General features: G+C 38.7%; 25 protein-coding genes and 2 pseudogenes. 19 read left to right on the top strand and 8 right to left on the bottom strand.

From position 1 onward, the window contains the following. Window positions 1–429: 429 nt before the first annotated feature. The 6 genes from KHA99_RS06455 (at window position 430) to KHA99_RS06430 (ending at window position 5,740) form a co-directional block, all read left to right on the top strand. A complete protein-coding gene (locus KHA99_RS06455) occupies window positions 430–2,064 on the top strand; it encodes a long-chain-fatty-acid--CoA ligase (protein ID WP_213116570.1) in 1,635 nt (544 codons plus the stop codon). 23 nt (window positions 2,065–2,087) lie between these two features. Then, the gene (locus KHA99_RS06450) at window positions 2,088–2,867 is read left to right on the top strand and encodes an SDR family oxidoreductase (protein ID WP_213116569.1); all 780 of its coding nucleotides are present in this window, start codon (window positions 2,088–2,090) and stop codon (window positions 2,865–2,867) included. Between the two features lie 135 nt (window positions 2,868–3,002). Beyond that, window positions 3,003–3,461 carry a hypothetical protein gene (locus KHA99_RS06445; RefSeq protein WP_213116568.1) on the top strand — a complete coding sequence of 153 codons (459 nt, stop codon included), beginning with the start codon at window positions 3,003–3,005 and terminating at the stop codon, window positions 3,459–3,461. Window positions 3,462–3,464: 3 nt separating this feature from the next. Next, on the top strand, window positions 3,465–4,070 hold the full coding sequence (locus KHA99_RS06440) for a hypothetical protein (RefSeq protein ID WP_213116567.1): 606 nt from the start codon (window positions 3,465–3,467) through the stop codon (window positions 4,068–4,070). A gap of 14 nt (window positions 4,071–4,084) precedes the next feature. Further along, on the top strand, window positions 4,085–4,648 hold the full coding sequence (locus tag KHA99_RS06435) for a polyhydroxyalkanoate biosynthesis repressor PhaR (RefSeq protein ID WP_249366442.1): 564 nt from the start codon (window positions 4,085–4,087) through the stop codon (window positions 4,646–4,648). A gap of 24 nt (window positions 4,649–4,672) precedes the next feature. Beyond that, a complete protein-coding gene (locus tag KHA99_RS06430) occupies window positions 4,673–5,740 on the top strand; it encodes an alpha/beta fold hydrolase (protein WP_213116565.1) in 1,068 nt (355 codons plus the stop codon). Window positions 5,741–5,824: 84 nt separating this feature from the next. Here KHA99_RS06430 and KHA99_RS06425 read toward each other — a convergent pair whose 3' ends face one another. Further along, complete coding sequence (locus KHA99_RS06425) at window positions 5,825–6,604, bottom strand: alpha/beta fold hydrolase (RefSeq protein WP_213116564.1); 780 nt, start codon at window positions 6,602–6,604, stop codon at window positions 5,825–5,827. A 212-nt stretch (window positions 6,605–6,816) separates the two neighbouring features. Here KHA99_RS06425 and phaP point away from each other — a divergent pair, with 212 nt between their 5' ends. The 4 genes from phaP to KHA99_RS06405 all read left to right on the top strand — a co-directional run bounded on the left by phaP (window position 6,817) and on the right by KHA99_RS06405 (window position 10,310). Next, a complete protein-coding gene (gene phaP / locus KHA99_RS06420; RefSeq protein ID WP_213116563.1) occupies window positions 6,817–7,368 on the top strand; it encodes a polyhydroxyalkanoic acid inclusion protein PhaP in 552 nt (183 codons plus the stop codon). Between the two features lie 164 nt (window positions 7,369–7,532). Continuing rightward, window positions 7,533–8,675, top strand: coding sequence for a sensor histidine kinase (locus tag KHA99_RS06415; RefSeq protein WP_213116562.1), 1,143 nt, complete (start codon window positions 7,533–7,535; stop codon window positions 8,673–8,675). Then, window positions 8,668–9,267, top strand: coding sequence for a response regulator transcription factor (locus KHA99_RS06410; protein WP_213116561.1), 600 nt, complete (start codon window positions 8,668–8,670; stop codon window positions 9,265–9,267). Before KHA99_RS06415 ends, KHA99_RS06410 begins: the two co-directional genes overlap by 8 nt. A 164-nt stretch (window positions 9,268–9,431) precedes the next feature. Further along, entirely contained in the window at window positions 9,432–10,310 is an 879-nt protein-coding gene (locus KHA99_RS06405; protein ID WP_213116560.1) for a processed acidic surface protein, read from the top strand. A gap of 59 nt (window positions 10,311–10,369) precedes the next feature. On the opposite strand, the gene KHA99_RS06400 is transcribed toward KHA99_RS06405, so the two are convergent. Continuing rightward, on the bottom strand, window positions 10,370–11,218 hold the full coding sequence (locus KHA99_RS06400) for an alpha/beta fold hydrolase (RefSeq protein ID WP_213116559.1): 849 nt from the start codon (window positions 11,216–11,218) through the stop codon (window positions 10,370–10,372). A gap of 184 nt (window positions 11,219–11,402) precedes the next feature. Here KHA99_RS06400 and KHA99_RS06395 point away from each other — a divergent pair, with 184 nt between their 5' ends. The 6 genes and pseudogenes from KHA99_RS06395 (at window position 11,403) to KHA99_RS06370 (ending at window position 17,109) form a co-directional block, all read left to right on the top strand. Next, window positions 11,403–11,597, top strand: coding sequence for an IDEAL domain-containing protein (locus KHA99_RS06395; RefSeq protein WP_213116558.1), 195 nt, complete (start codon window positions 11,403–11,405; stop codon window positions 11,595–11,597). A gap of 200 nt (window positions 11,598–11,797) precedes the next feature. Further along, window positions 11,798–13,354, top strand: a pseudogene (locus KHA99_RS06390) (IS1182 family transposase); the annotation flags it as partial. A gap of 192 nt (window positions 13,355–13,546) precedes the next feature. After that, a complete protein-coding gene (locus KHA99_RS06385) occupies window positions 13,547–14,317 on the top strand; it encodes a nucleotidyltransferase domain-containing protein (protein ID WP_213116556.1) in 771 nt (256 codons plus the stop codon). A 79-nt stretch (window positions 14,318–14,396) separates the two neighbouring features. Next, complete coding sequence (locus tag KHA99_RS06380) at window positions 14,397–15,572, top strand: LL-diaminopimelate aminotransferase (RefSeq protein ID WP_213116555.1); 1,176 nt, start codon at window positions 14,397–14,399, stop codon at window positions 15,570–15,572. Between the two features lie 92 nt (window positions 15,573–15,664). After that, complete coding sequence (locus KHA99_RS06375) at window positions 15,665–16,114, top strand: SRPBCC family protein (protein WP_213116554.1); 450 nt, start codon at window positions 15,665–15,667, stop codon at window positions 16,112–16,114. A gap of 125 nt (window positions 16,115–16,239) precedes the next feature. Then, on the top strand, window positions 16,240–17,109 hold the full coding sequence (locus KHA99_RS06370; protein WP_213116553.1) for a cadherin-like beta sandwich domain-containing protein: 870 nt from the start codon (window positions 16,240–16,242) through the stop codon (window positions 17,107–17,109). 112 nt (window positions 17,110–17,221) lie between these two features. Here KHA99_RS06370 and KHA99_RS30680 read toward each other — a convergent pair whose 3' ends face one another. The 6 genes and pseudogenes from KHA99_RS30680 to KHA99_RS30670 form a co-directional block, all read right to left on the bottom strand. Next, window positions 17,222–17,503 carry a hypothetical protein gene (locus KHA99_RS30680; protein WP_284037916.1) on the bottom strand — a complete coding sequence of 94 codons (282 nt, stop codon included), beginning with the start codon at window positions 17,501–17,503 and terminating at the stop codon, window positions 17,222–17,224. 178 nt (window positions 17,504–17,681) lie between these two features. After that, window positions 17,682–17,981: a hypothetical protein gene (locus KHA99_RS06360; protein ID WP_213116552.1), complete on the bottom strand. Its 300-nt coding sequence runs from the start codon at window positions 17,979–17,981 to the stop codon at window positions 17,682–17,684. A 123-nt stretch (window positions 17,982–18,104) separates the two neighbouring features. Continuing rightward, on the bottom strand, window positions 18,105–18,386 hold the full coding sequence (locus KHA99_RS06355; protein WP_213116551.1) for a hypothetical protein: 282 nt from the start codon (window positions 18,384–18,386) through the stop codon (window positions 18,105–18,107). Between the two features lie 251 nt (window positions 18,387–18,637). Beyond that, window positions 18,638–19,006 (bottom strand): annotated as a pseudogene (locus tag KHA99_RS06350) (DUF1259 domain-containing protein). 261 nt (window positions 19,007–19,267) lie between these two features. After that, on the bottom strand, window positions 19,268–19,447 hold the full coding sequence (locus KHA99_RS30675; RefSeq protein WP_249366439.1) for a GMC oxidoreductase: 180 nt from the start codon (window positions 19,445–19,447) through the stop codon (window positions 19,268–19,270). Between the two features lie 12 nt (window positions 19,448–19,459). Then, window positions 19,460–19,747, bottom strand: a complete 288-nt coding sequence (locus KHA99_RS30670) for a GMC oxidoreductase (RefSeq protein WP_249366438.1) — start codon at window positions 19,745–19,747, stop codon at window positions 19,460–19,462. Window positions 19,748–20,063: 316 nt separating this feature from the next. Here KHA99_RS30670 and ppc point away from each other — a divergent pair, with 316 nt between their 5' ends. The 3 genes from ppc (at window position 20,064) to KHA99_RS06330 (ending at window position 26,251) form a co-directional block, all read left to right on the top strand. Beyond that, window positions 20,064–22,817: a phosphoenolpyruvate carboxylase gene (gene ppc, locus KHA99_RS06340; RefSeq protein ID WP_213116550.1), complete on the top strand. Its 2,754-nt coding sequence runs from the start codon at window positions 20,064–20,066 to the stop codon at window positions 22,815–22,817. Window positions 22,818–23,003: 186 nt separating this feature from the next. Then, window positions 23,004–25,607 (top strand): bifunctional acetaldehyde-CoA/alcohol dehydrogenase, encoded by a 2,604-nt coding sequence (adhE, locus tag KHA99_RS06335; RefSeq protein WP_213116549.1) that lies wholly within the window; start codon window positions 23,004–23,006, stop codon window positions 25,605–25,607. A gap of 41 nt (window positions 25,608–25,648) precedes the next feature. Further along, window positions 25,649–26,251 carry a hypothetical protein gene (locus KHA99_RS06330; protein ID WP_213116548.1) on the top strand — a complete coding sequence of 201 codons (603 nt, stop codon included), beginning with the start codon at window positions 25,649–25,651 and terminating at the stop codon, window positions 26,249–26,251. Window positions 26,252–26,256: the final 5 nt, after the last annotated feature.

Here is a 26,256-nt window from a genome sequence, read left to right as displayed (position 1 = left end):
CGCTTATCCATTTTAAAAAAGAACTGACCGCATAATCATTAAACTGTCTACCCAACACAGACAAATGTCTTTTGTGGAGGCTGACACTAAGTATGCTATTCACCTCAAAATGAAAGCGTTTTCTTAAAATAGTGTCTTAAAGGAAGTTTTGGCGGGGATAACGGTGGGGATGGGGTGGAGGATGAGAAAATTTCCAACATTTTTCGACACAAATAGTATTGTTTTTGGAAGGGGGTTCAGAATAAGCACTTATTATTTAGGTATTGATTGTAAATTATGTGGTGTTCGTTCTGGAAGTTTGAAATTTTTTGCGGAATTTTGTCGATAAGCATTGGTTTACAAATCTAAACTTTCCTTCAATAATTAAAATTATATTAATATTCTAACAAATATTATTAAAGTTATTATCAAGAGGAGGCATCGTGTTTTATGGTTTATCAGCAAAAGCCATGGCTTAATGTTTATGATTCAAGACTGGAAGAGCATCTTAGAATTGACTATAATTCTCTTTATCATTTTTTTGAGGAAGCAGTAAATCGTTATAATACCAAACCGGCAATGACTTTTTTGGGGAAAGTGACTAGTTTCAATGATACCAAACTGATTATTGACCAGTTTGCCTCTGCCTTACATAGAGCAGGATTTGCTAAAGGCGATCGTTTAGCAATCATGCTGCCAAATTCCCCTCATTACATATTTACATTATTCGGGACTTTTCGCCTTGGAGGGATCAATGTCCAAGTAAATCCCATGTATGTTGAAAGAGAGATAGAGCATGTTTTAAATGACTCCGGTTCAGAGTACATGGTGGTCCTCGATGCGCTTTACCCAAAAGTAAAAAAAATCCAGTCAAATACTTCGTTAAAAAAGGTGATTGTTGTTAATTTTGGCGGTGCCAAAATTGATCTTGCAGATGGTGATGTTTATTTCGATGAATTCCTTGATAAGGAGGCCAGTCTTCCAGAGGTGGACATTGACCGTGATGAAGATGTCGCTGTGCTTCAATATACCGGTGGAACAACCGGTCTCTCCAAAGGGGTAATGCTTACCCATACGAATCTTTTAGCCAATTTAACACAGGTTTGTGATTTTGCTTATAAAACATGTGATGACAAACCAGAAGATTTTAAAATCATAACCGTATTGCCGATGTTCCATGTCTATGGATTATCAAGTGTTGCGCTTTGCGGAATCAGAGAAGGTGCTAACCAAATTATCCTACCGCGCTTTGATCCAAAGGAAGTAATGGAGATAGTCAAACGTGAAAAACCATTCCAATTCTCAGGTGTTCCAACCATGTTCTTTGCATTAAACAGCCAAGAGGGACTAGAGGATGCAGGTTTTGATTCACTATACTACGTAAACTGCGGTGGTGCTCCACTTCCAATAGAAGCGGCCAAAGTGTTCGAAAAAAGGACAGGGAAACAACTGCGTGATGGATACGGTTTATCTGAAGCAGCACCAACAGTCATCTTTAGTCCTCCATTTGTGCCAAGAAAGCACGGAAGCATCGGCATTCCAGTTCAAAGTACAGTTGCCAGAATCGTTCACGAAACAGAAGATGGCTTTGTCGATGCACCAGTTGGTGAGGCTGGGGAGATAATCATCAAAGGGCCGCAAGTTATGAAAGGTTACTGGAATCGACCTGAAGATACGAAAGCAGTAATAAAGGATGGCTGGCTGTTTACTGGCGATATGGCAAAAATGGACGAAGATGGATATTTTTATATTGTTGACCGTAAGAAAGATATGATTATTGCAAGCGGCTTCAATGTTTATCCAACCGAAATTGAAGGGGTTCTCTATCAGCTGGAAGAAATCGAAGAAGTGGTCGTAGTGGGCGTCCCGGATCCTTACCGCGGCGAAACCGTAAAGGCTTATGTAAAGCTAAAAGAGGGTTATTCTATTAGCGAAGAAGAAATCAAACAGTTTGGTAAGGAAAACCTAGCACCATATAAGGCGCCAAAGGATGTAGAAATCCTTCCGGAGCTGCCAAAATCTTCAGTTGGGAAACTGCTAAGAAGAGTATTAAGAGACCAAGAGAAACAAAAAGTAAAAGCCTAATAGTCAACTAGGAGGAATTTAAGATGAGTTTGCAAGATTTATTCAGTTTACAAGGAAAAACGGCGATTGTTACAGGCGGTGGCAGAGGCTTAGGACAGCAAATTGCCACTGTGTATGCAGAAGCAGGTGCTAATGTTGTGGTTTGTTCAAGAGATGTTGAAGCATGTCAGCAATTAAGCGATGCCCTTAAGGAAAAAGGCGTTCGCTCACTTGCATTTAAATGTGATGTATCAAATCCTGAAGATATCCAGCATGTTGTGGATGAAACGCTAAAAGAATTTGGCTCAATTGATATCTTGGTTAATAACAGCGGAACAAGCTGGGGAGCCCCTGCGCTTGAAATGCCAGCAGATAAATGGGATAAGGTAATGGATATCAACCTGAAAGCAGTATTTTTATTTTCTCAGGCTGTTGGAAAAATTATGGTCGAGCAGCGCTCCGGAAAAATCATTAATATTGCTTCGATTGCCGGTATGGGCGGTCAGAAACCAGAAGTTATGGATGCCATTGGTTATTCTGTCAGCAAGGGTGCAGTTATTACATTAACGAAAGATTTAGCAGTAAAATTGGCACCGCATAATGTCCATGTGAATGCCATTGCGCCAGGGTTTTTCCCAACAAAAATGACCAAAGCTATATTGGGCTATTCTGGTGAAAGTATTCTTGATCGTACACCTGCAGGACGTTTTGGTTCCGATGAAGATATGAAGGGGCCGGCGCTATTTTTAGCATCATCAGCATCAGATTATGTATTTGGTCATGTACTGGTTGTTGATGGTGGAACGACTGCAAGTGTGGAATAAGTCCGCAAGCACTTTTTAAAATTTTTCTGAATTTTTAAGAGATAGCCTTGTAGGGTTCCGGTAAATATGTTTAGATTGACATATTAGTACATATGTTAAGAAGAACATACCAACCGGTTAGTAAGAGGGAATCAAATGGAAACCACGCACCATGATGAAGTTGCTTTTTCCAAAGAACTCGAAGCAAAAATAAATAAAAGAATCCATGAACTCACTAATAGCCGGGGCTTTACCCTAGCATGGGGGAGGGCAATGGATGCCCATTTGGCTCGGTTAAAAATTCACAAAAAATTAACAACTAGATGGTTAAAACGATTAGACATTCCCAATAAAGATGAAGTAGCAGAGCTTTCAATAAGATTGGTTGATTGTGTGGAGAAAATCGACCTGCTCGACGACACGATCTATAGTTTTAAAAAACGGCAGCAAATAAATTTAACTCATTTAAAAATGGTACGACAATCATGGGAAGAACTGCTGGTTGTTTTGCGGACGGAAGAAAAAGAATTAAAAGCAGGTAATCTTACATCGCTTGAAAAGGAATTAATAGAACTAAAGCGATTATTTCAAATAGAATTCGAAATGGAGGAATAACCAATGTCTGAGAAAAATGAAAAAGAGTTAGAGGTTGAGGTTAATGTTGAAAATCAATTGTCAAGCCTTGAGCTAATTTGGAAGATTGGCTTTGATGAATTAGATGCATGGGCCAATCGTTTTAATAAACGCGATGAGCTATTCCTGTCAGCGGTTAAAAACTATGTAGAAAGTGTTAAACGCAATCAGGATAATCTAAAAGCCGTCACTGAGCAATTTAACCGGGAAGTCAAGGAATGGGAAAAAGCTGCGCGTGAAGAATTACTTGTGACAACCACCACTTTGCAGCATTTCTTCCCTGTTAAATCTTATGAAGAAATCAATAAAGTTGTAGATGACATCCAACAAAAAACAGCAGCTCTACTGTTAACTCCGGTAAAGGCATTAACCGGCGGTCAGGCACTCGACAAGTATCTGGATGCCGTTGCGCAATATCTGGCTTTCAGGAAAAAAGCACGTGAAAAATATATTGATAGTGTAAAGAAAACTACTAATGTATTATATGAAAATCAAAAAATATTTGTTGATTTATTCTCAAAACAATTAAAAGCAGCTATTTTCCCTTTTCAAAAATTCATGAAAAACGCGGTTGAATCAACAAAATCATAACGAGGTGAATGTTAATGTCGGAGAAAAAATACGATCCTTATGAATCCTTTCATAAATTAAGTCTTTTGTGGGAAAAGCAAATCAATGATTTTATCTACCTGTGGACAAATAACAATGAGTTTGTCAAAATGTCCAATTTCGGAACTGAAGTGCAAACCCGTTATCTGGAGCAATTGAAAAAAAATCAAGAAGCCTTCGCAAGTGTCCTAAATTTACCGACGAAGAGCGACGTTACAAATGTGGCAAACTTAACGATTCAAGCAGAAGAGAAAATGGAGGCACTTGAAGAGCAAATTTGGGATTTACAGGATTCTGTAAAATCACAGAGTAAAGAGATTGCAAGTGTCGTAGAAGTCTCTCAGGAAATCATTAAACTGACAAAACAGCTAAAACAGGAATTGGTTAAGTCAAAAAAAGAACTGGCCGATACAAAGAGCCTGCACGCTGAACTTCAGGAAATGAAATTTGAACTATTGAAGTTAAGTAACTTTAAAGAAGAACTTGACGCTATTAAGGGTCTGATTGAAAAGGAAAAAACGGAGCAACCTGTGTTATCTAGTGCAGGATCATCTAAATAATTTTAAAGGGAGGGAAACTTAACTGTGGCGATAGAGACACCTTTTAAGAATTTGATTCCAGAATTGAATTATGAGAAAGAAACGAATCGTTGGAAGAATGTTGTAAAAGCTTTAACTGGACCGGCGCCGAAAATGGGACACTCGCCAAGGAACGAAGTATGGCGGAAAAATAAATCGGTATTATGGCATTATCCTGCTAAACAAAAAAAATATGAAATTCCATTATTTTTTGTTTACTCCTTATTTAATAAGCCATATATTTTAGATGTTGCTCCCAAGACCAGCGTGATCGAGGGTCTCACAAATTTAGGCTATGAGGTGTATTTGTTAGATTGGGGTACACCAGGCTATGAGGACAAAAAAATTGGTCTCGATACTTATATCGACAAGTATTTAAGAACTGCGGTCAAGCGTGCAATCCGCCATTCAGGTGCGGATGAAATTACCGTGGTCGGCTATTGCCTTGGCGGAACGATTGCTTCCATTTATGCGTCAATTGCTGATGAGCCGATTAAAAATTTAATTGTTGCAACTGTGCCAATTGATTTCAAACCGGCTATCGGTCCGGATAAATGGACAGAAGGCTTTAGAAACGGAGATATTAACATAGACAGCTTTATTGATGTTTATGGCAACATCCCGCCTAAAATGGTCGAAGGCATGTTCAGGGCAATGCAAGCACCTGTTTATTTTACTAACTACACAATGCTGCTTTCGAGGGCACATGACCAGCGTTATGTTGATAAATGGCAGCGTATGAACAAATGGACAGTTGATCAGGTTCCATTTGCAGGCGAAGCCTACCGTCAATTAGCTAATGAGCTTTTTAAACAAAATAAGCTTGTTAAAGGTGAGTTAGTTATTGGCAATAAAAAGGCGGACTTAAAAAATATTAAAGCCAATTTATATGTTATTTCTGGTTCTAGAGACCATTTAATCCTGGAAGATCAAAGTAAACCAATCATGGACCTAGTTTCCAGCGAGGATAAAACGTATGTTGTTGTGGAAACCGGGCATGTAGGCTTGGCGCTTTCTGGATTATTTGGAAAAATTGTAGATCAATGGGCATCCAGCCGTTCCAATCCCCTATAACAAAGAAATAGGAATATAGTACGGTACAAGGGCATATATAGTATATAGTGTTGCATAAAAGAGGAAGGAATAATTTCCTTCCCCTTAACTTGCAGCCTGGTGTTTATTCAAAAAATTGCGAAGCACTTCATTAAATGCATCTTTTGCTTCAAGTTTAGCAACATGGCCGGTATTTCTAAAAACCACAAACTCGGAGTGGCGGATTTGTTTATGCATTAAATATTGAATCCAGACAGGTGTTACGGAATCATATTGTCCGCCAATAATAAGGGTCGGCACCTCGATTTTTGGAAGGAGTGTTAAATTATTGACCTTAAGACACGCTTCCATGGCTTTAAAATAATATTCCTTGTTCGGACGGTAAAATTCGTAAAATTGTTCAAAATTCTCATTCGACCAAGTATACAGGCAAACCTTTGCTGCAGTTTCCCTAGTAATGTCTGGAGTTTTATTTGCTGCCCGTGCCTTTCTATAGGCTAAAAATAATTTCCCGAAATTTTTCGGGGCATAATGGAACGTGCTGACCAGCATTAAGGAACGGCATACTTCTGGTGCCTGACGGTAAATCTCTTGTGCAACCATACCGCCCATGGATAAACCGCATATGTGTGCGCTTTCAAAGCCTAGCCCTTTTATAAGACTTATACAATCGGCTGCGAAATTTTTTATTGAAATCTCACCAGGCTTTTGATATTCACCGTGTCCTCGTAAATCAGGAATAATTAAGTCATATTGATCTGCTAATTCAAACTGATGTAACCAACCTTCTTTTACCTCCCCAAGTCCATGAATAAAAACTAAAGGCTCACCGGCACCGAGTCGTAAATAAGGAATTTCATGGGTGACTTTAAAAAAATTACGCAAATTGCATTCCTCCCTGTGAATTTTAATAACCTTTGTTTCCTTCATTTCTATAATATATACATTTATAATATTCTGATTATTTTATTATATAATTGGTGTTGACAAAATATAACACATAGGTGTAAATTACATATATAGACTAGCAATGAAATTACATAAAGAAAATGCCAGATTTAAGCGATTGGACTAAAAATGAAAAAGGAGGAAGAAACATGAGCACAACAAAGAAAAATGGCCAAGCTGAAGAATCTCTTCAGACCAACCAATTAGTTGACACACTTTGGAATCAATATGAACAATCCTTAGACCGTGCCAGAAAGATTCGTGAAAACAGGGAAGATGCTTATTTAAATGCAGTTAAAGAGGTAGTAAAGTTTAATCAAGAATTCAGATTTTCGCTTGGAAATCTATACCGTACTTTTAGAAACACCAATAGTGAATTAGTCAAGGGTGTTTCAAACGGACTTGTAAAAGAAGCAGAAGCAAAAAAAGTTGTTCGCCCAGAATTAAAAGAACAAATTGAAGAAGTAAATGGCCGGATTGAACAATTGGTAGCAGCTCCGATAGCTGCCGGCCTTGATTTGGTTGCCCGCACCGAAAATAGTTTTATTGAGAATAGTGAAAAATATGTTGAGTACTCAAGAGCGCGCAGAGGCAGCTGGCAGCAAGTTACAGATGGTTATGTAAAAGCCGCAAGAAAAAGCCATCAACAAGTGGTTAATCGCCTTGAAGAAAGTGTAAAAGTATTTGTAAATGCAAAATAATGATTTTAAACACTGCTGTTCATTTGGATAGCGGTGTTTTTATTTTTTATTCGTTGGCTTTAAAGCTGTTTTGTTTTCATAAAATAAAGAGTATAAAGAGGAAAATTTAATCATTTTCGGCTATGATAGAAAGTAAAGGATTTCAGGAAAAAAGAGGTTCAGCTATGCTAAAGAGTTTACTGACATTCCAAAAAGCGAACGGGATTGCACCGTATATTTGGACTGTTCTTTGTATTTTGCCATTTTATTTTATATTTCAGGCTCCAACAACACTGCAAATCGTTGTTGGGATCGCGCTGACATTGGCGTTCTTTATTTTCTATCGGATTGCCTTTATTTCCAAAGGCTGGCTTGTATATGTTTGGACAATGATTTTGATTGCGATTTCCATAACTGCAACCAGCCTTTTCAGCTATGTATATTTCGCTTTTTTTCTTGCTTACTTTCTAGGAAATATCAAGGATCGGGTTGCTTTCTTTACATTGTACTTTATCCATTTGCTAAGTACTTCCGCTTCCATCAATTACAGCATTGTCATCCATGAAAAATTGTTTTTGCAGCAACTCCCGTTTGTCATCATTATTTGGATTAGCGTCATTCTCCTTCCATTTAGTATCCATAACCGCAAGGAGAGAGGGCAGCTTGAAGAAAAACTCGAGGATGCCAACAAACGGATTTCTGAACTGATTAAACTTGAGGAGCGGGAACGGATTGCCCGCGATCTTCATGACACACTGGGGCAAAAGCTTTCCATGATTGGGCTAAAGTCTGATTTAGCAAGAAAGTTAATCTCGAAGGACCCCGATCAGGCCCGAAACGAACTAAAAGATGTTCAAGCTACGGCACGAACTGCATTAAGTGAAGTGAGAAAAATGGTTTCCTCCATGCGGGGAATTCGTTTAAAGGATGAAATTCAGCGTATTAAACAAATGCTTGCAGCCGCTCAAATCGGTCTGGAATGCAGCGGAGAATTTATTTTAACAAATGTCACGCCATTTACTGAGAATATTTTAAGCATGTGCTTAAAAGAAGCGATTAATAATGTTGTGAAACACAGCGGGGCTAGCAGTTGTTTAATCTCTATTGAGCAAACGTGGAAAGAAGTCGTGATGACGATACATGATAATGGTTCATTTAAAACTGTCAAGGGGAAAATTTCTGATGGCCATGGTTTGAGAGGGATGCAGGAAAGGCTGGAATTTATCAACGGCAGTTTAGAGCTATTGACAAGCAATGGTACTGCTATAATTATTAAAGTCCCAGTAGACTTAAAACCTCGCCAGGATAGGAGAGTTGGAAATGATTAGGATTGTCATCGCCGAAGATCAACAAATGCTTCTCGGTGCATTTGGGTCATTACTTAATTTGGAAGAGGACATGGAGGTAGTGGGGAAGGCCACCAACGGAGAAGATGCCGTTACTCTTGTCAAGAATCTAAGTCCTGATGTCTGTATTATGGATATTGAGATGCCCGGCAAAAGCGGACTTGAGGCCGCAGAGGAAATTAAGGGTCTAAGCTGCAAGGTGATCATTTTGACAACCTTTGCCAGATCAGGGTATTTTCAGCGGGCTTTAAAGGCAGGGGTGAGCGGATATCTTTTAAAGGATAGCCCAAGTGAAGAATTGGCAAGTTCCATCCGAAGTGTTGTGGCAGGAAGACGAATCTATGCGCCAGAATTAATGGACGATGTGTACGCCGAAGAAAATCCATTAACAGACCGGGAACGAGAGGTATTAGAACTAGTAGCAGACGGCAAAAACACAAAAGAAATAGCGGAAGAGCTTAGCATCAAAACAGGGACGGTCCGGAATTACATCTCCATTATTCTCGATAAACTGGAGGTAAAAAACCGGATTGAAGCCATAACCCAATCAAAGGAGAAAGGCTGGTTTAAATAGGTTTTCCAGCTAGCTTGTTTTTATTAATCGAAACGGGTGCCGATATAAGGCATCTTTTTTTTACCAATTTTTTATTTAACCAAATCAGCCAATAATTTTCATTTCTTAACTTTTTTACAAAGGGAACATTAATATTGAACAAAGTTCTGAGGAGGGAAATAAATTTGAATATAAAGAGGATCATTAGCTTTTCCTTCATCCTGTTCATGTTTTTGTTTAGTGTTCCTTTTGTATCTGCAGCACCAACAGATACAGAACTAAACCAGTATTTGCAGGAAATTGGTTGGACGAAGCAAGAACTTCAGGATTATCTTGATTTTTATGAAATTCCCTTGGATGAATTTGCTTCAATTGATGAACTTCGTGAGTTCCTCGGGACACCTATCAATGAACAAAATTTACAGGAACTATTAACGAAGTATCACCTGTCCCAGAAAGAACTGGATGATTTGTTGAATCATTTTGGTGATTCTCTGGGGGAGTATAAGTTCATAGAGGATTTGGATTCTGCATTAGACTTTTATGTCAATCATGATAAGTATATGGCTGATATAGAAAGTGAATTAAACGAAATTGGGATTACTGAAGAAGAATCTGAGAAGTTTTTTAATTATCTTGGGCAGGTAGAAGAGAAAAACAGATATCAGCTGGACCAAATGGATTTGTATGACTCTCTTTTGGAAAAATTTGTAGGTCTTGATGATACCACCGACCTTACAGAAGAACAGCTGGATGAATTGGTGCAAATACTCACTGAAACCATTGAAACTTATGAAATCAAGGTTCAATTTAAAGTCAACAATCAGAATATCTCCTTAAAAGAACTGCTTAAAATGAAGGAAGCACCTGATAATTTGTATGTCGGTCTATCCAGTATTGCAGGTGAACATTTGATTGACTTTACAATTCCAGGGTCATATTTCCAAACTGGAGAAACAATTGACCAGGGAGAACTAATGATTCATTTGGGGGAAATCTCCAATGAGTTTATTGATCATCTTCATGATGAAAAATACCAAAATGCAGATAACCGATATAAATAAGGAATAACCCGCCAGTATCTCCAACCTGGCGGGTTTATTTTGCATAATTCATAAGTATTTCAGCTAGACGCAGTTGTTTGGAATTTGCCAATGTAGTTTTTTATATATTCGAATACCTCCATGGGACGTTCCTCTGGCAGAGCATGGCCGGTTTCTTTTAAGATAATCAATTCCGAGTTTGCTAGGTCCTTGTTTAATTTCTCCCCAATTTTTAAAGGCACTGATTTATCCTGGTCACCCCAGATTAATAAGCATGGTGTTTTGATTTGTTTTAAAATTTCCGATGGAAGATCGCCTTCGCGGTCGCGAATCATCCGTGTTAACGCAACAAATATTTCATCCTGTAAAAAGGGCTGCAGATAGCCATTTATCATCTCTTCATTAATAATGGAATGGTTATAAAGGGCCTCCTGAAGGTTTTTCTCTACCCCGGTTCTGGCAAACCAATACTTTACGAAGCGATGAAAGTAAGGCAGGTAGCTGGTAAGAATGAGCGGAAGTTTCGCGCGTTTTAAATAGGCTGAGCTGCAGAGTAAAATTGCCTTGTCGGCAAGCTCCTGTTTTAGGTGAAGAATATTTAAAACAATTTGTCCACCCATAGAATGGCCGATAAAAGTCATTTTTTTTAAGCCCAGTGATTCGATAAGTTGTATGACGGTATCGGCTAAATTTTTATAGGAGTAGATATATCGGCTGCATTTTGCACTTTTCCCAAAAGGGGGAAGATCAATAGATAACACCTGATACTCATTTTTTAATAACGAAATTAAATGACGATAGGTGAAGGTGGAAGAAAGAAAACCGTGCAATAAAACGAAGGTCCTTTCTGCGTTTGGATTAGGATAAAATTCATAATAAACATTAATGTTATTTAGCGGCTTATACCCTGCTACAACATTCTGCTCCATCATCCTTCCTCCCAATTAATAAAAATAGATGAAATTAATATTCCCCCTTTTATTAATCCATACAACAATAAATTAAAATAACTCCTTTTTTAATTCCTAAATTTTTAAAAATTTCCAAAATAAAGTGTTTGAATTTTTAGAAAACTAACTGTATAATAAGAAAAAGCTCAAGGAGTTGATTTCCATGGAAAAGAAGTTACTTAATTCCCCGCAACATTCGGATGAAAACACTGATTCTGTCCTTGCTGAGATGTTTTTAAACAACGCCCTGCTTGAATTTAAAAGGGAGAAGATCCGGAAGGAAATCGACCAAACGTTACAAGATGGGAACAAGGAATTATTTCTTCAATTGACAGAAGAATTGAAGAAAATTAACTAGTTCCGAACAACCAACTATCTATTATGACAAATTTAAAAAAAGAAGAGGCTGGGACAAAACCCCCTCTAGAACCGAAAAAGCCTGTGAAATTTTACGAGCAGTAAAATTTCACAGGCTTTAATTTTTTTCATAACAAAAAGGACATCTTCTGATAAAATTTAAGTACCCCTACCAAAATCAAATCAGAAAGAAGTGTCCTTATGTTTAAAGATTATAACATGAATCAACTGATTTTACCTTTAGATTTAGAAGTTAAATTACAAGAAAATGATATTGCTTTCTCAATTCACCATTTAGTAGAGAGTATTCCTGCAGGAGTCTTCGACTCTTTCCTACGACATACCGGTTGTCCTGCTCATCACCCACGCATGATGCTTAAGATTATTTTATGTGGTTACACGCAATCTGCCTTTTCAGGCAGAAAAATTGAGGGTCTGGTGAAAGATAGTATCCGTATGATGTGGCTAGCTCAGGGCTATGAACCAAGTTACCGTACAATCAATCGTTACCGTGTACATCCAGAAATGAAAGAATTGATTCGTCAATGTTTTGTTCAGTTTCGCTGCCAACTTGTGCAGGAAAAGCTAATCGATCAAGAAGCGATTTTTATTGATGGTACAAAAATCGAAGCGAACGCTAATAAATTCACATTTGTATGGAAGAAATCCGTTGAAAAATATAATACGAATTTGGTGGAGAAGTCTAATCAGATTTATAATGAGTTGCTTGAAAAACAAATTATCCCTGAAATAACACGAGAAAATAACGAACAACTTTCAATGGAAGAACTATCTCAAATCACTAAAAAGCTAGAGGAAGTCATCGAAGAATATACGGAACAAATTGAGAATTCTAGTGATGTCAATGAACGCAAAAAGTTGCGTAGCGAACGAAAAACACCTAAACAAATCGCGAAACAGATCTCTAATTTGATTGAACGAAAGCAGAGATATCAAAAAGATTTCGAGATCTTTGGCAAACGGAATAGTTATTCGAAAACAGACCCCGATGCGACATTCATGCGAATGAAGGATGATTATATGAAAAACGGGCAATTAAAGCCTGGTTATAATCTTCAAATAGCGTCTGAAGGACAATATACACTTGCCTACGGTATTTTTTCTAATCCAACGGATACAAAAACACTTACGCCATTTCTCAATCAAATTGAGCAATATTTTTCATTGCCTGAACATATCGTCGCAGATGCAGGATATGGCAGCGAACAAAATTACGATGACATACTAACAAAGCGCAAACGTACACCGCTGATTACATACGGTCACTACTTAAATGAACAAAAGAAAAAATCTAAAAAGGATCCTTTTAAAACGAGCAATTGGTTCTATGATGAAGAAATCGATGCCTATACCTGTCCGAACGGAAAACAAGTAAGGTTTCAATATCATTCGAATAGAACAGATAAATCAGGGTTCCAGCGCACGTTTAAAATTTATGAATGTGAAGACTGTACGAATTGTCCACTTCGAGTAAACTGTACGAAGGCGCAAGAAGGAAAGAACCGTAAGCTTATGATAAATGAGAAGTGGGAAAAACAAAAAGAATATATAAGAGAGAAGCTTTCAGATGAAAAAACTGGTGCTATTTATCGTCAACGTAAAATTGACGTGGAACCAATTTTTGGATTTCTGAAGGCTAATTTAGGTTTCACTCGATTTTCTGTACGTGGAAAATCGAAAGTTGAAAACGACATCGGCTTTGCATTAATGGCCGTAAACTTAAGAAAATATGCGGCAAGATCGTAAGATCTTGTCCACTTAGATTAGAGATAAAATAAAAAACGTGAAATCACCGCTGCGATTTCACGTTTTTTATTTATAGAAACTAGTTATGTCCCAGCCTCTTCTTGGCCGTTCTGACGGGAATTTCATTTGGACCCTGAACCCTTTTTTTGTATGATAAAGAAAAGGAATCGGGGGCGGTTAGTAGTGAAAGAGAAAATTATCGAGGAATTAAAAAAAATCGAAGAACAATATGCCGTAAAAATTTGCTATGCTGTTGAGTCAGGCAGCAGGTCCTGGGGATTTCCTTCAAAAGACAGCGACTATGATGTTAGGTTTATTTATGTCCCCAAAAAAGAATGGTATCTTTCCATTGAAGAAAAGCGGGATGTTATAGAACTGCCAATAAATAATCTCTTGGATATAAATGGATGGGAGCTTCGTAAAGCACTCAGGCTTTTTAAAAAATCAAACCCGCCCCTAATGGAATGGCTTCATTCGGGAATTGTCTATTATCAGGCCTATTCTTTGGTGGATAAAATGATGGCCATCCAAAACCAGGTGTTCCGGCCGCAGTCGGCCCTTTATCATTACCTGAATATGGCCAAGGGGAATTACCGTGACTATCTTCAAGCAGATGAAGTGAAAATTAAGAAATACTTTTATGTGCTGAGGCCAGTTTTAGCCTGTAAATGGATTGAAAAATATAATAGTGTCCCACCTATTGAATTCCAGGCATTAGTGGCGGACCTGATTATGGACGGCCCTCTTAAAAATGAAATCAATACATTGCTTGACAGGAAAATACGCGGCGATGAACTTAACTTCGAGCCAAAGGTTGTTATTATTAATGAATTTTTGGAGAATGAAATAAATCGTATTGAAGATTACGCAAAGAAAACGTCTTTTCCAAAACAAGATATTTCCCCAATACTGGATGAACTATTTAGGGACATACTTGACGAGGTATGGCCATGATTACCAAAAAATATGTTAAAATATATAAAAATATTATTTTCCGAAAGATTTTGAAAAAATAAAGAATGAGGGGAATTCTATGAATATCGTTGCATCCGAGAAACTTCAAAAAATGTCATCGAGTATTTTTCAAGAGGTGGCCGATCAAAAGCAAAAGGCATTAAAAAATGGAATTGATGTCATCGATTTAAGTGTCGGAAGCCCGGATTTTGCACCGCCAGCTTTTGTGGTCGAGGCATTAGCAGAAGCGGCAATGGACCGAAGTAAATATGGTTACACTTTAAAAGGGATTCCTGAATTTAATGAAGCGGTCAGTTATTTTTATAAACAGCGTTACGGTGTAGAACTTAATCCAGCATCTGAAGTTATTCAGCTAATGGGTTCGCAGGATGGACTTGCTCATTTAGCGATGGCGGTTATTAACCCTGGCGATTATGTTCTGGTACCTGATCCTGGATATCCAATCTATGAGGCAAGTGTGACGATTGCGGGCGGAAATATTTATCCAATGCCGTTATTGGAGGAAAACAGGTTTCTACCTCAACTAGATGAAATTCCTTTAGTGGTTCTAAAGAAAACCAAATTGATGATTATCAGTTATCCAGGTAATCCGGTTACCGCTCTCGCTGACAGAAGCTTTTTCCAAGAGGTGGTCCGTTTTGCCAAAAAGCATGATATCCTAGTTTTGCATGATTTTGCCTATTCTGAGTTAATTTTTGATAACAATCCGCAAATTAGTTTCATGTCTATGCCGGGAGCAAAGGAGGTCGGGATTGAGTTTAATTCACTTTCCAAAACATTTAATATGGCAGGCTGCCGGATTGGCTATGCGGTAGGGAATGAACAAGCTCTTGCCATCTTAGCTTCTTTAAAATCTCATATCGATTATGGTGTGTTTTATCCAATCCAAAAAGCAGCCATAACTGCTTTGACTTCGGATTTCTCATTTTTGCAATCTCAAGTGAGAGAATATGAGAAACGCCGTGATGCATTGATATCAGGCCTATCAAAAGGCGGGTGGCAGGCGGCAAAATCTCCGGCGACAATGTTTGTTTGGGCAAAAATCCCATCAGGATGGACATCCCGTCGCTTTGCCTTTGAACTGATTGACAGTAAAGGAGTTGCGGTTATTCCTGGAGATGCGTTTGGAAAGCTTGGTGAAGGCTATGTCCGGATTGCCTTGGTTCAGCCTTCGGAACGGCTCTCCGAGGCGGCAGAGCGAATTCAAGAATTCCTCAGGGAAACTCAAGTTTAATTCTTCTATTTAAACCTTTCTAAACATATATCTTTAACAAAAGGCCTTCACACGAACTGAAGGTCTTTTACTTTGAAGGGGAGAGGGAGATTATGCCTAGCGGAATGCATCAGGTCGAACTAGATTTGCCAATTGATGTGATTTGGGACTTTGTAAAGGATATGGACAATTGGGCACCGCTTGTGCCCAACTATATTCAACACGAAAAGCTAAATGAGCATAGGTCCACATGGGAGTTTAAAAGCGATATTGGCATAATCAAGAAAAAAATCAGTTTAATAATTGATATTAATGAATGGAAAGAACCAATAAGAGTCAGCTTTGCCTTAAAAGGCAAAAGTGAAAAATATTCTGGCGAAGGATTTTTCGAAGCGAAGGCAATAAACGTAAAAAGAACAAGATTAACAGGCTTTCTTGAAGTGAACGTTATTGGGAAGATGGCCGGAGCGTTGAACTCAAAACTGGAAACCGCTCTCCCAGAAGCGGTGAAAGAAATGGCGGAGGCTATTTCGGAAAAGCTTGTGGAAGTAAAATCTGTTTAATAGGTGCATCGATATCGACAAACTAGAAATTCGCCATATGTAAAAGTTAAGGTAATCTTAAGCTTAGCATGGTATGTTAGTCCCAAATCCACTATCAATCAGATAGTAGACAGGGGGATTAGCTTATGTTAAGCACAGGGCATAAAAGAAGTATAAATTTATTTCTTGTTACCGCTATGGCCGGTATGAGTTTGGGCTATTTTACACCTGTTGTTTATGCCGAAACGACTGAAACAACCCAACAAACCCAGACGGCAAGTCCATTGACAAAACTGGAAATCGACGGAGTAAAGCTCGACAAGGAGTTTTCAGCAGATGTAAAAGAATACTCCGCTTCCGTTGTAAATGAAGTTGAAACGATTAAAATGCTGGTAGAAGGGAATGAATCAGCCTCTGCCATCACCATTAATGGTCAATCTGTTCTTAGCGGGACACCTGCTGTTTTTTCACTTCAGTCTGGTGAGAATATTTTACAAATTATCATCTATGATGCCAATCATGCAGAAGCTACTTACTCAGTTCATGTAACTAGGTCCGCAAAGGTTGAACCGGTTACTCCTGCCGCTGTTGCAAATTCGTCAGACACGGCTGTAGGCAATGTTTCACAAACAACCTCTTTGCCCGGCACTAATTCCAGTTTTCAGGCAAGCCTAATACGTACCAATGCTAATAATGCTTCTCAATCTTCAACACAGTCCATGAGCGAAACAACTCAAACTGTTAGTAAGGCGAAATTGTCTTCACTAAAGGTCTCTGAAGGCACTTGGGATAGTTCGTTTTCATCCGATGATTATACATATCATATTGCTGTTCCAAGTGATGCAACAGCCGTGACTATCCATCCAACTGCTGCAAACCAAGGAGCCTCAATTAAGATTGAAGGAGGTACCACTAAAACAATCCAACTGGACAATGATAATAAAACAATTTTATCAGTAGTCGTGACCTATAGTGATAACGATCGGAAAACTTATGTACTTGTATTTGACAAATAACGTGACTAACATACCCTTCATATATAAATTCAAAATATGGAGGGTATGTTTTTTAAGTCCCGTTCAAAATAATCCACCAAAAAATAGCTCAATAAAAGAAAGTGGAACAACATTAATCCACTCTCTTTCTATCCCTTTTGTTTTCCAATAAATTTGTATTATTTGGGGGATTTAAGGAATAAATAAAATCTTCTTTTGGATTAAGACTTTGAAGTCTATCAACTGCTTCTTCAAACTCGAAATTGCTCATTTGTTTAGTGGCAAGTAATGAACAAAGTATCGCAAATGCAATTGGGGTTGTATCAACATGTACATCAACATGTACATCAACGTCAGAGTTTCCACTTTGCTCAATTGAATTTAATCCTTCGTTCCTTATTTTAATATTGTCTATTTGTGAGGCGCGTGATCTTAAGTTATTTTTGTTTTCAATTGAATCTCTTTGTGAATTACGTCCCTTTTGATTTACCCAATTTTGAGGAATATTTTGTCTTTGTGAACTTTTTCTATTCATGTTTTCACCTATTCTTCTTAAGGATGGGGTTTAATAACCCCACCCTCCAATATATATATTAGAATTCAAGATCAAAGTCAGTATTTTGATCTAAATCATTTTCCTGATCTTGATCGGATCTTACACGTGCATTGCTTCTGCTATTCAAAGTAACATCCACTCTTGCATTTCCGGAGTTAGTTAATTCAGCACGGGCAACGTTCGTATTTTTATCAACGTTCCGAACTTCTGCTTCGGCTTCCGACTCCGTTCTGTTTCGAACCTCATTATCCAAATCAGTATCGATATCTACGTTAACATTAGTATTATTTCGACGATTTTGCCTATTTACATTTCGATTTCTTCTTCTTCCTGCCATTTGATATTCCTCCCTAATTTAAATCAGCACTTGAAATTAAGCCATCGTTCCAGATGTTCGTAATCTTTAAATATACGAGGGCAGCTTTTAATTAAAATAATTGTTTTAACTACAACCTGCCATTTACCGATCAAAATCAATATCAAAATCATTATTAATATCTTGATCGTTTTCTTGTTCTTGGTCTGTTCTTACCCGTGCATTACTTCTGTTATTCAACCTTACATTAACGCGAGAATTTCCGGAATTGTTAAGAATTGCACGCGCGACATTGGTGTTGTTGTCAGTATTACGGACCTCAGCCTCAGCTTCAGACTCCGTTCTGTTACGAATATCATTATCAATATCAGTATCAATATCAGTATTTACATCAATGTTTTCGCGATTCCGATTTCTTGAACTCATAATTTCCCCTCCTTACCCCTGTACTTGATTTACATATTATTCATTAGTTAGAAAAAGGCTTAGTCATTTTACCGAGGACAAATACCTGTTTTGTTTTTCCAAACAGTATTCCTTACATTCCAAATATGGAAAATACGATGAAGAAGTAATTTAGTGGAAAGGTAGAACCTATCAATTTGCAAAAAGAATTAATATAGAATAAAAAAGCAGCCATTTGTGAAATTTTACGAAATATCACAAATGGCATCCATTCAGAAGAGGCCGGCCTCTAATGCTGCGTCAAAGCTTTTTTGAGCAAACACAAACGGATCGCCGACATTTTCCCAGTGCATATACATTAATCTTGGACTATCAAACAACCAATGATTGTGTACAGCTGTTACAATAAGTCCTCTTCTGCGCAATGCTGTCATGAATCGTTATATTTCTTTTTGAAGAATTACTGTTTCACCAAGATTTAGCGTTCTTCCATTTTGATTATTTTCAAAGGAAAGTGCAAATGGCAGAGCTAAGGGAGATTGAGTGCGGCGGCCTAAAATTGTTGCATTAATATCACGAAGGCGCTGAACCACACAAACTGGTGCTGCAGTAATAACTTCTCCTCCGATAATGTTTGTCAGCTGGTTGACATGTTGAAGTTTTCATTGCCTGACCACCAGTACGTTTAACATTTTGGTTTCTCCTTGTTGTTTGACGATGATGCGAACTTAATTGATTGGGGACATTTGAAGTTCTTAAGAAGTTTTGATTGCCTCTGTTATCAAAAAAATCATTATTCACAATAACAACCTCCTTGTCCATCTGAATCACTAATCAGTTTATTCTTTGTTTTGCTAGACGAATGGACGAATTGATATGGACAAGCACCCTTTTTATTAGATTTAGAACATATTTTCTTCTAATAATTGTTTTGTGATGGTATATCCAATTAGATAAGCTGTTGAAGATGTATTTCCATCAACTGTAAACGGTATAATTGAGGCATCCGAAACAATTAAGTTATTGACACCGTGAACTCTTCCGAAACGGTCCACCACACCGCCATTATTTAACGGTGCCATTCGCAGTGAGCTTTATTGATGGTGATTATGACCAAAGTTTTCCTTAATAAAGTTTTCAATTTCTTTATCATTTTCAATTGTGTCAAGAGTCGGATTGATAAGTTTATAGGCATGGTCAATTTTTGAAAGTTTATCGGCTATATCACGAATGTAAATCTTATAAATCGCCTTTATAGTTTCCAAGTCAAAGCTGTTATTAAGAAACCCTTCATCTGCTAGCACGATCTTAAGGGGGGCGTTATTTTGTAGTTTAATAGATCCCCGGCTCCTAGGTTGAATAAAAAGTATGATGATATTCAATTTTCCACCTGCAACTGTTCCAATCAGCTGTACACTGCGGCGGTTACTATTTTTTGATAGAGGATGCGGCAGAAAAGCACCGCTGTGCCCAGTGCCAACAATAATATAGTCAAATATATTTTTTGACCGGCTTTTCATATGAAATAAGAGGAGAAAGAAATAGGGAAGATGACTAGAATGTAAAATGATTCGATTTATAGAAAGAAACTTTTTTATTGCTGTAAAAGGCAAAATTTTTTTAACAAAATTCAGAAGATATGGTATATTAATAAATAAAAATTTTAGTACTTTATTTGATTAAAGGGAAGGTGAGAGAATGGCAGCAGATTTGATGAAAAAAGACAGCAGTCTTCCGTTGCGTCGCGATGTTAAACTACTTGGCAAAATGTTAGGTGAGATTCTGGTGAACCACGGTGGCGAGGAGCTATATGAGAAAGTCGAAAAAATAAGACTTATGGCTAAATCACTTAGGATTCACTTTGACGAAGAAATTTATTCAGCATTAAAACAGGAAATCGTTACCTTGACACCGCCAATGCGCAAGCAGGTAATCCGAGCATTTTCTATGTATTTCCATTTAATAAATGTTGCTGAGCAAAACCATCGAATCCGCAGGCGCAGGCAATATCAGCTTCAAAGTGACAACATCGTCCAGCCTGCTTCAATTGAAAGTGCAATCCTTTCACTGAAAGAAAATAACATTAACATGCAAACTATTCAAAACGTGCTGCAAAGCATATCACTTGAGCTTGTTATTACGGCACATCCAACAGAGGCAACAAAGCGTTCCATTCTTGAAATACAACAGCGGATTGCCGAAATTCTAAAAAATCTTGATCATCCGCTTCTTTCAGGCAGGGAACAAAAAAAGCTCGAAGAAAGTTTGTTTAATGAAGTCGCTATTCTTTGGCAGACCGATGAATTGCGGGAAAATAAACCAACCGTAATGGATGAGGTTAGAAATGGGCTGTATTATTTTGATCAGACATTATTTGAAGTCCTCCCTGATATCCATCAAGAGGTTTCAGATAGTCTCGAGAAATATTATCCTGAAACCTCCTGGGATGTTCCAAATTTCTTGAGGTTCGGGTCATGGATTGGCGGGGATCGGGATGGTAACCCGAACGTGACCCATGATGTGACCTGGGAAACATTGGACCGGCAAAGGCGTCTTGTCTTGAAAAAATATAAAAATGTTTTAGTAGATTTAATGAAACGCTACAGCCATTCCACCTCAAGGGTAAAGGTCAGCGAAGATCTGCTGAAATATATTGATGAAAAAGAAGATTTCTATTTGACAGAAGATAAAAAATGGCCGGTCCAAGCGGAGGTATACCGTCGCGCTTTCGCCATTATAATTGAGCGGGTGAAGCAGACTGGGAAATCTGAACTAGGCTACAGCAGTGCGGAAGAATTGCTGGAAGATCTGTTTTTAATTAATAGAAGCTTAAAGCAGCATCACCCTGCCCGCCACGAACTCGGGAACATTGAAAAACTGATTCGTCAGGTCCAGCTGTTTGGTTTCCATTTAGCCACACTTGATATTAGAAATCATAGCGGGGAGCATGAGGCCGCAATAACTGAGATACTTGGAAAAGTAGGCATCACTGAAAACTATGCAGCACTAAGCGAAACAGAAAAATTAGAAATATTGCAAAGGATTCTCCTTGATCCTCGGCCGCTCCTTTTATTACATGAAGATTACTCCACGGAAACACAGGAAATGATTAAAGTATTTCAGATGATTAAAAACGCTCATGAAGAATTTGGACAAAGAGCAATTACAGTATATCTGGTAAGCATGACTAAATCACCGAGTGATTTATTGGAGGTTTTAGTTTTAGCCAAAGAAGCTGGACTCTATCGTCTTCATGCGGACGGGACGTTGACAAGCCATTTAAATGTTGCTCCGCTATTGGAGACCATTGATGATCTAACAGCCGGTTCACTTATTATGGAAGAACTTTTCAATATGCCAGTTTACCGCAATCATTTGCAGAGCTTGCGGAATCAGCAGGAAATTATGCTCGGCTATTCTGATGGCAGCAAAGACGGCGGCACGCTGACGGCGAACTGGAAGCTTTATAAGGCACAGGTTGAAATTCATGAAATGGCGAAAAAATATCAAATCAGCCTGAAATTCTTCCATGGGCGCGGCGGTTCATTTGGCCGCGGCGGCGGTCCTTTAAACAAAAGCCTTTTATCACAACCGGCTGAAACAATTGGTGACGGCGTGAAAATTACCGAGCAGGGAGAGGTTTTATCTTCTCGATACCTGCTTGAGGATATTGCCTATAGAAGCTTGGAACAAGCTGTATCGACCCTGATTCTTGCCGCAGCGCATGTTACGGAAGAAGGAGAAATGCGGGAGGCGTCATGGGAAAAAGCAATTGAAGAAATATCAAATGCTGCTCTTGCTAAATATCAATCTCTTGTGTTTGAGGATCCCGATTTTCTAACCTATTTTCAATCTGCAACACCACTAAGGGAAGTGGGTGCATTAAACATCGGCTCAAGACCAATGAGCCGCAAAAACCAAGGACGCTTTGAAGACCTGCGAGCGATTCCATGGGTTTTTGCCTGGACCCAGAGCAGACAACTCCTTCCGGGGTGGTATGCGGCAGGATCAGGTCTGGAAGCTTTTGCATCAGGCAGTGAGCAGAACTTAAAGCTGCTAAAGGAAATGTATCTGAAGTGGCCTTTCTTCCAATCAACGATTGATAACTTGCAAATGGCTCTTATGAAGGCTGATATTACAACTGCTAAAGAATATTTAACACTTGTTGAAGATAAAACGATTGCTGAAAGAATTTTTACGAATATATTCGAGGAATATGAGAAAACAAGAGCGATTCTTTTGAAAATTACGGGGGATCAAGAATTACTTGACCATACTCCTAACATAAAAGAATCTGTGTTCCGCCGCAATCCGTATGTCGACCCGCTTAATTTCCTTCAGGTCGAATTAATAAAAGAACTTAGAAAACAGGACGAGCCTGACGCTGCTGTTTTGACGGAAGTTCTCTTGACCATTAGCGGTATCTCCGCCGGTTTGCGTAATACAGGTTGATCTTTAGCCACAAACCTATTTTAGGGTTTGTGGCTTTTTTGAATTTTTTGTGAACTTTTGTAAAATGAATGGCTGTTCATTCATTTTGTCGCAAAATTCGACAAAATCGAAAAAAGTCACGTGCTATATTTATGCAGAGGGGAAAAGGAGTGATTCCATAATTCATTTTACCGGAGGGATGTCTACATGGCAGTAAAAGAAAAAGTTGTGCAGGAGAAACATCAGGTTTATGCAATGATCGATGAATTAGCCAATAACGGAGCGAAAGCACTGAATGAATTCCGCTGTTATAATCAGGAAATGGTGGACGAAATTGTTAAACAGATGGCTCTTGCTGCACTTGAAAACCACAAGTATTTGGCCAAGCTTGCAGTAAAAGAAACACAAAGAGGGGTTTACGAGGACAAAGTTTTTAAAAACATGTTTGCCACCGAAATGATTTACAACAACATCAGGGATATGAAAACGGTGGGTGTCATTGCCGAAAATGATAATGATGGGATGGTCGAAATGGCCGAGCCGGTTGGTGTCATTGCCGGTGTTATCCCCATCACCAATCCGACATCGACAGTCATTTTTAAATCGTTGATTTCACTTAAAACAAGGAATCCAATCATCTTTGCATTTCCACGATATGCTCAAAAATGCTGTACAATAACAGCCCAACTGCTTAGCGAAGCGGCTGAAAAGGCTGGCGCACCAAAGAATTGCATCCAGTGGATTGAGGTACCTTCTCATGAAACATTTCAGGCCCTAATGAAACATCCGCAGATATCGCTCATCCTTGCAACCGGCGGCCCGAATCTAGTGAAGGCAGCCTACAGCTCAGGAAAGCCTGCACTAGGCGTTGGTGCCGGAAATGTACCTTGTTATATTGAAAAATCGGCCAACATTAAACGTGCAGTCAATGACTTAATTTTGTCAAAGACCTTTGACAACGGTATGATTTGTGCTTCCGAACAAGCCCTAATCATTGATCAAGAAATTTATGATGAAGTAAGACAGGAATTGATCGCCAATCACTGCTATTTTCTCAATGGGGAAGAAAAGCAATTGCTCGAACGCGCCGCAATTGATCCGAAAACAAAAGAGCTTAACCCAATGATTGTCGGTCTTCCTGCTTATATGATTGCAAAAATGGCTGGAATCAATGTGCCGCTCAATACAAAGATTCTAATTGCCGAGTTAGATGGTGTAGGGCCGCAGTATCCACTATCCTGTGAAAAATTAAGTCCGATTTTAGCGTGCTACAAGGTAAATAGTTTTGCAGAAGGACTTCTTGTTGCTGAAGAGACACTTGAATATGGCGGTCTTGGGCATTCGGCAGCGATTCATACTTCCAATCAGGATGTGATTGATACATTTTCGCAAAGAATGAAAGCTGGCAGGATTATTGTCAATACACCATCCACACACGGGGCAATCGGCGACATCTATAATACATCATTACCGTCCTTAACTATCGGATGCGGAACATATGGAGGGAATTCTGTGTCACAGAATGTGGGAGCAGCAAATTTACTCAATATCAAAAAAGTAGCCAAAAGAAGAACTATGACTCAGTGGTTTAAAGTTCCATCACAGATTTACTTTGAGAAGAATTCGGTTCAAACACTTGCAGCCGTTCCCGGTATTTCAAAAGCATTTATTGTGACCAGCACAAGCCCGCTAAAGAATGGCTATGTCGAAAAAGTGCAGTATTATTTAAAAAAGAATCCGAACAATGTTCTTTGTGATATTTTCTGGGAGATTGAACAGGACCCAAGTATTGAAACGGTAATGGCCGGTGCAGAACGGATGAAAAAGTTCCAGCCTGATTGTATAATCGCCCTTGGCGGAGGTTCGGTCATGGATGCAGCCAAAGCCATGTGGCTGTTTTATGAACACCCAGACACAGATTTCAAGAGCCTGACGCATAAATTCTTTGATCCAAGCAAGCGAGTGGTTAAATTCCCGGCTCTACGAACTAAGGCGAATTTTATTGCGATCCCAACCACATCCGGCACAGGATCCGAGGTAACATCCGCCTCCGTTATTTCAGATAAAAAGACAAATATCAAATATCCAATGGTTGATGCGCAGCTGACACCAGATGTTGCCATTGTCGATCCACAGTTTGTCATGACTGTTCCTAAACATGTAACTGCGGATACGGGCATGGATGTATTAACACACGCGATTGAAGCCTATGTATCGGTTCTAGCCAATGATTATACGGATGGACTTGCAATGAAGGCTATTCAGTTGGTCTTTGAATTTCTGCCTAAGGCATACAGGGATGGAAGCGATGAACTTGCCCGTGAAAAAATGCATAATGCGGCCACGATTGCCGGTATGGCATTTGGCAATGCTTTCTTAGGCATTAATCACAGTCTTGCTCATGTCATTGGTGCGGAATTTAATATTCCTCATGGACGGGCAAATGCCATCATGCTGCCGCATGTCATCCGCTTTAACGCGATGAAGCCCAATAAATTAATGACTTTCCCTAAATATGAACACTTTATTGCGGATGTACGTTATGCGGAAATTGCCAAAATGCTTGGCCTGCCTGCAAGCACAACCGAAGAGGGAGTGAAAAGCTTAATCGCAGCAATCGTTGAACTTGCTGAGGAATTGGATATACCAATGAGCATCGAAGCGTCTGGTGTTAGGAAAGATGAATTTGAAAGCAAATTATCAGAACTTGCTGAACGGGCATTTGATGATCAGGATACAATTGCCAATCCAAAAATGCCTCTAGTAACTGAATTAGCACAAATCTATCTTCAAGCATACAAAGGTGTCTAAATAAAGTCAGTCTATGGAGGGAGAAAAAATTGTCGGAGGAAATGGAGCAAAAACAGGAAACCAAAACAGTAGGTGAAGAACATATTCAACTTGAGGTCAGCGGTTTAGACCTGCTCTGGCGTGCAACTTTTAGGAAAATGGATGAATGGGCAAAACGTGCTGAATTCGAAGATGAGGTATTTTTGAAGAGGGCTAAGCTATTTGCACATAGTGTAGGACGAAGCCAAGCAGATATGAAAGAAATCACTGATAAATTTACAAAGGAATTTGCACAATGGGAAAAAACAGCACGCGATGAATTTTTTATGTCAACAACCACTCTGGCACACTTTTTCCCGATTAAGTCTTTTAAAGAAATAAATGAGCAACTCGAGCGCATTCATCAAAAAACACTGTCACTTCTTAACAGGCCATGCCAATTTATAACTAATACGGACGCAGCAGATAAATATTTTGCAATGATAGAACAGTATATTTCGCTAAGAAAAAAGGCAAGAAGCCGATACCTTACAACTATAAAACAGGCTGGAAATCTAGTCTATGAAAATCAAAAAGTGTTTGTAAACTTATTTTCCAAACAAGTCAGTACGTTTGTCTTTCCGCTAAACAAATATCTGGAGAGAAGTACGATTAGAAAATTTTAATACAA

This window comes from Neobacillus rhizophilus (genome assembly GCF_018343535.1).
GTDB classification, from domain to species: Bacteria; Bacillota; Bacilli; order Bacillales; family Cytobacillaceae; genus Neobacillus; species Neobacillus rhizophilus.
This window is presented reverse-complemented; position numbering and strand designations above follow the sequence as displayed.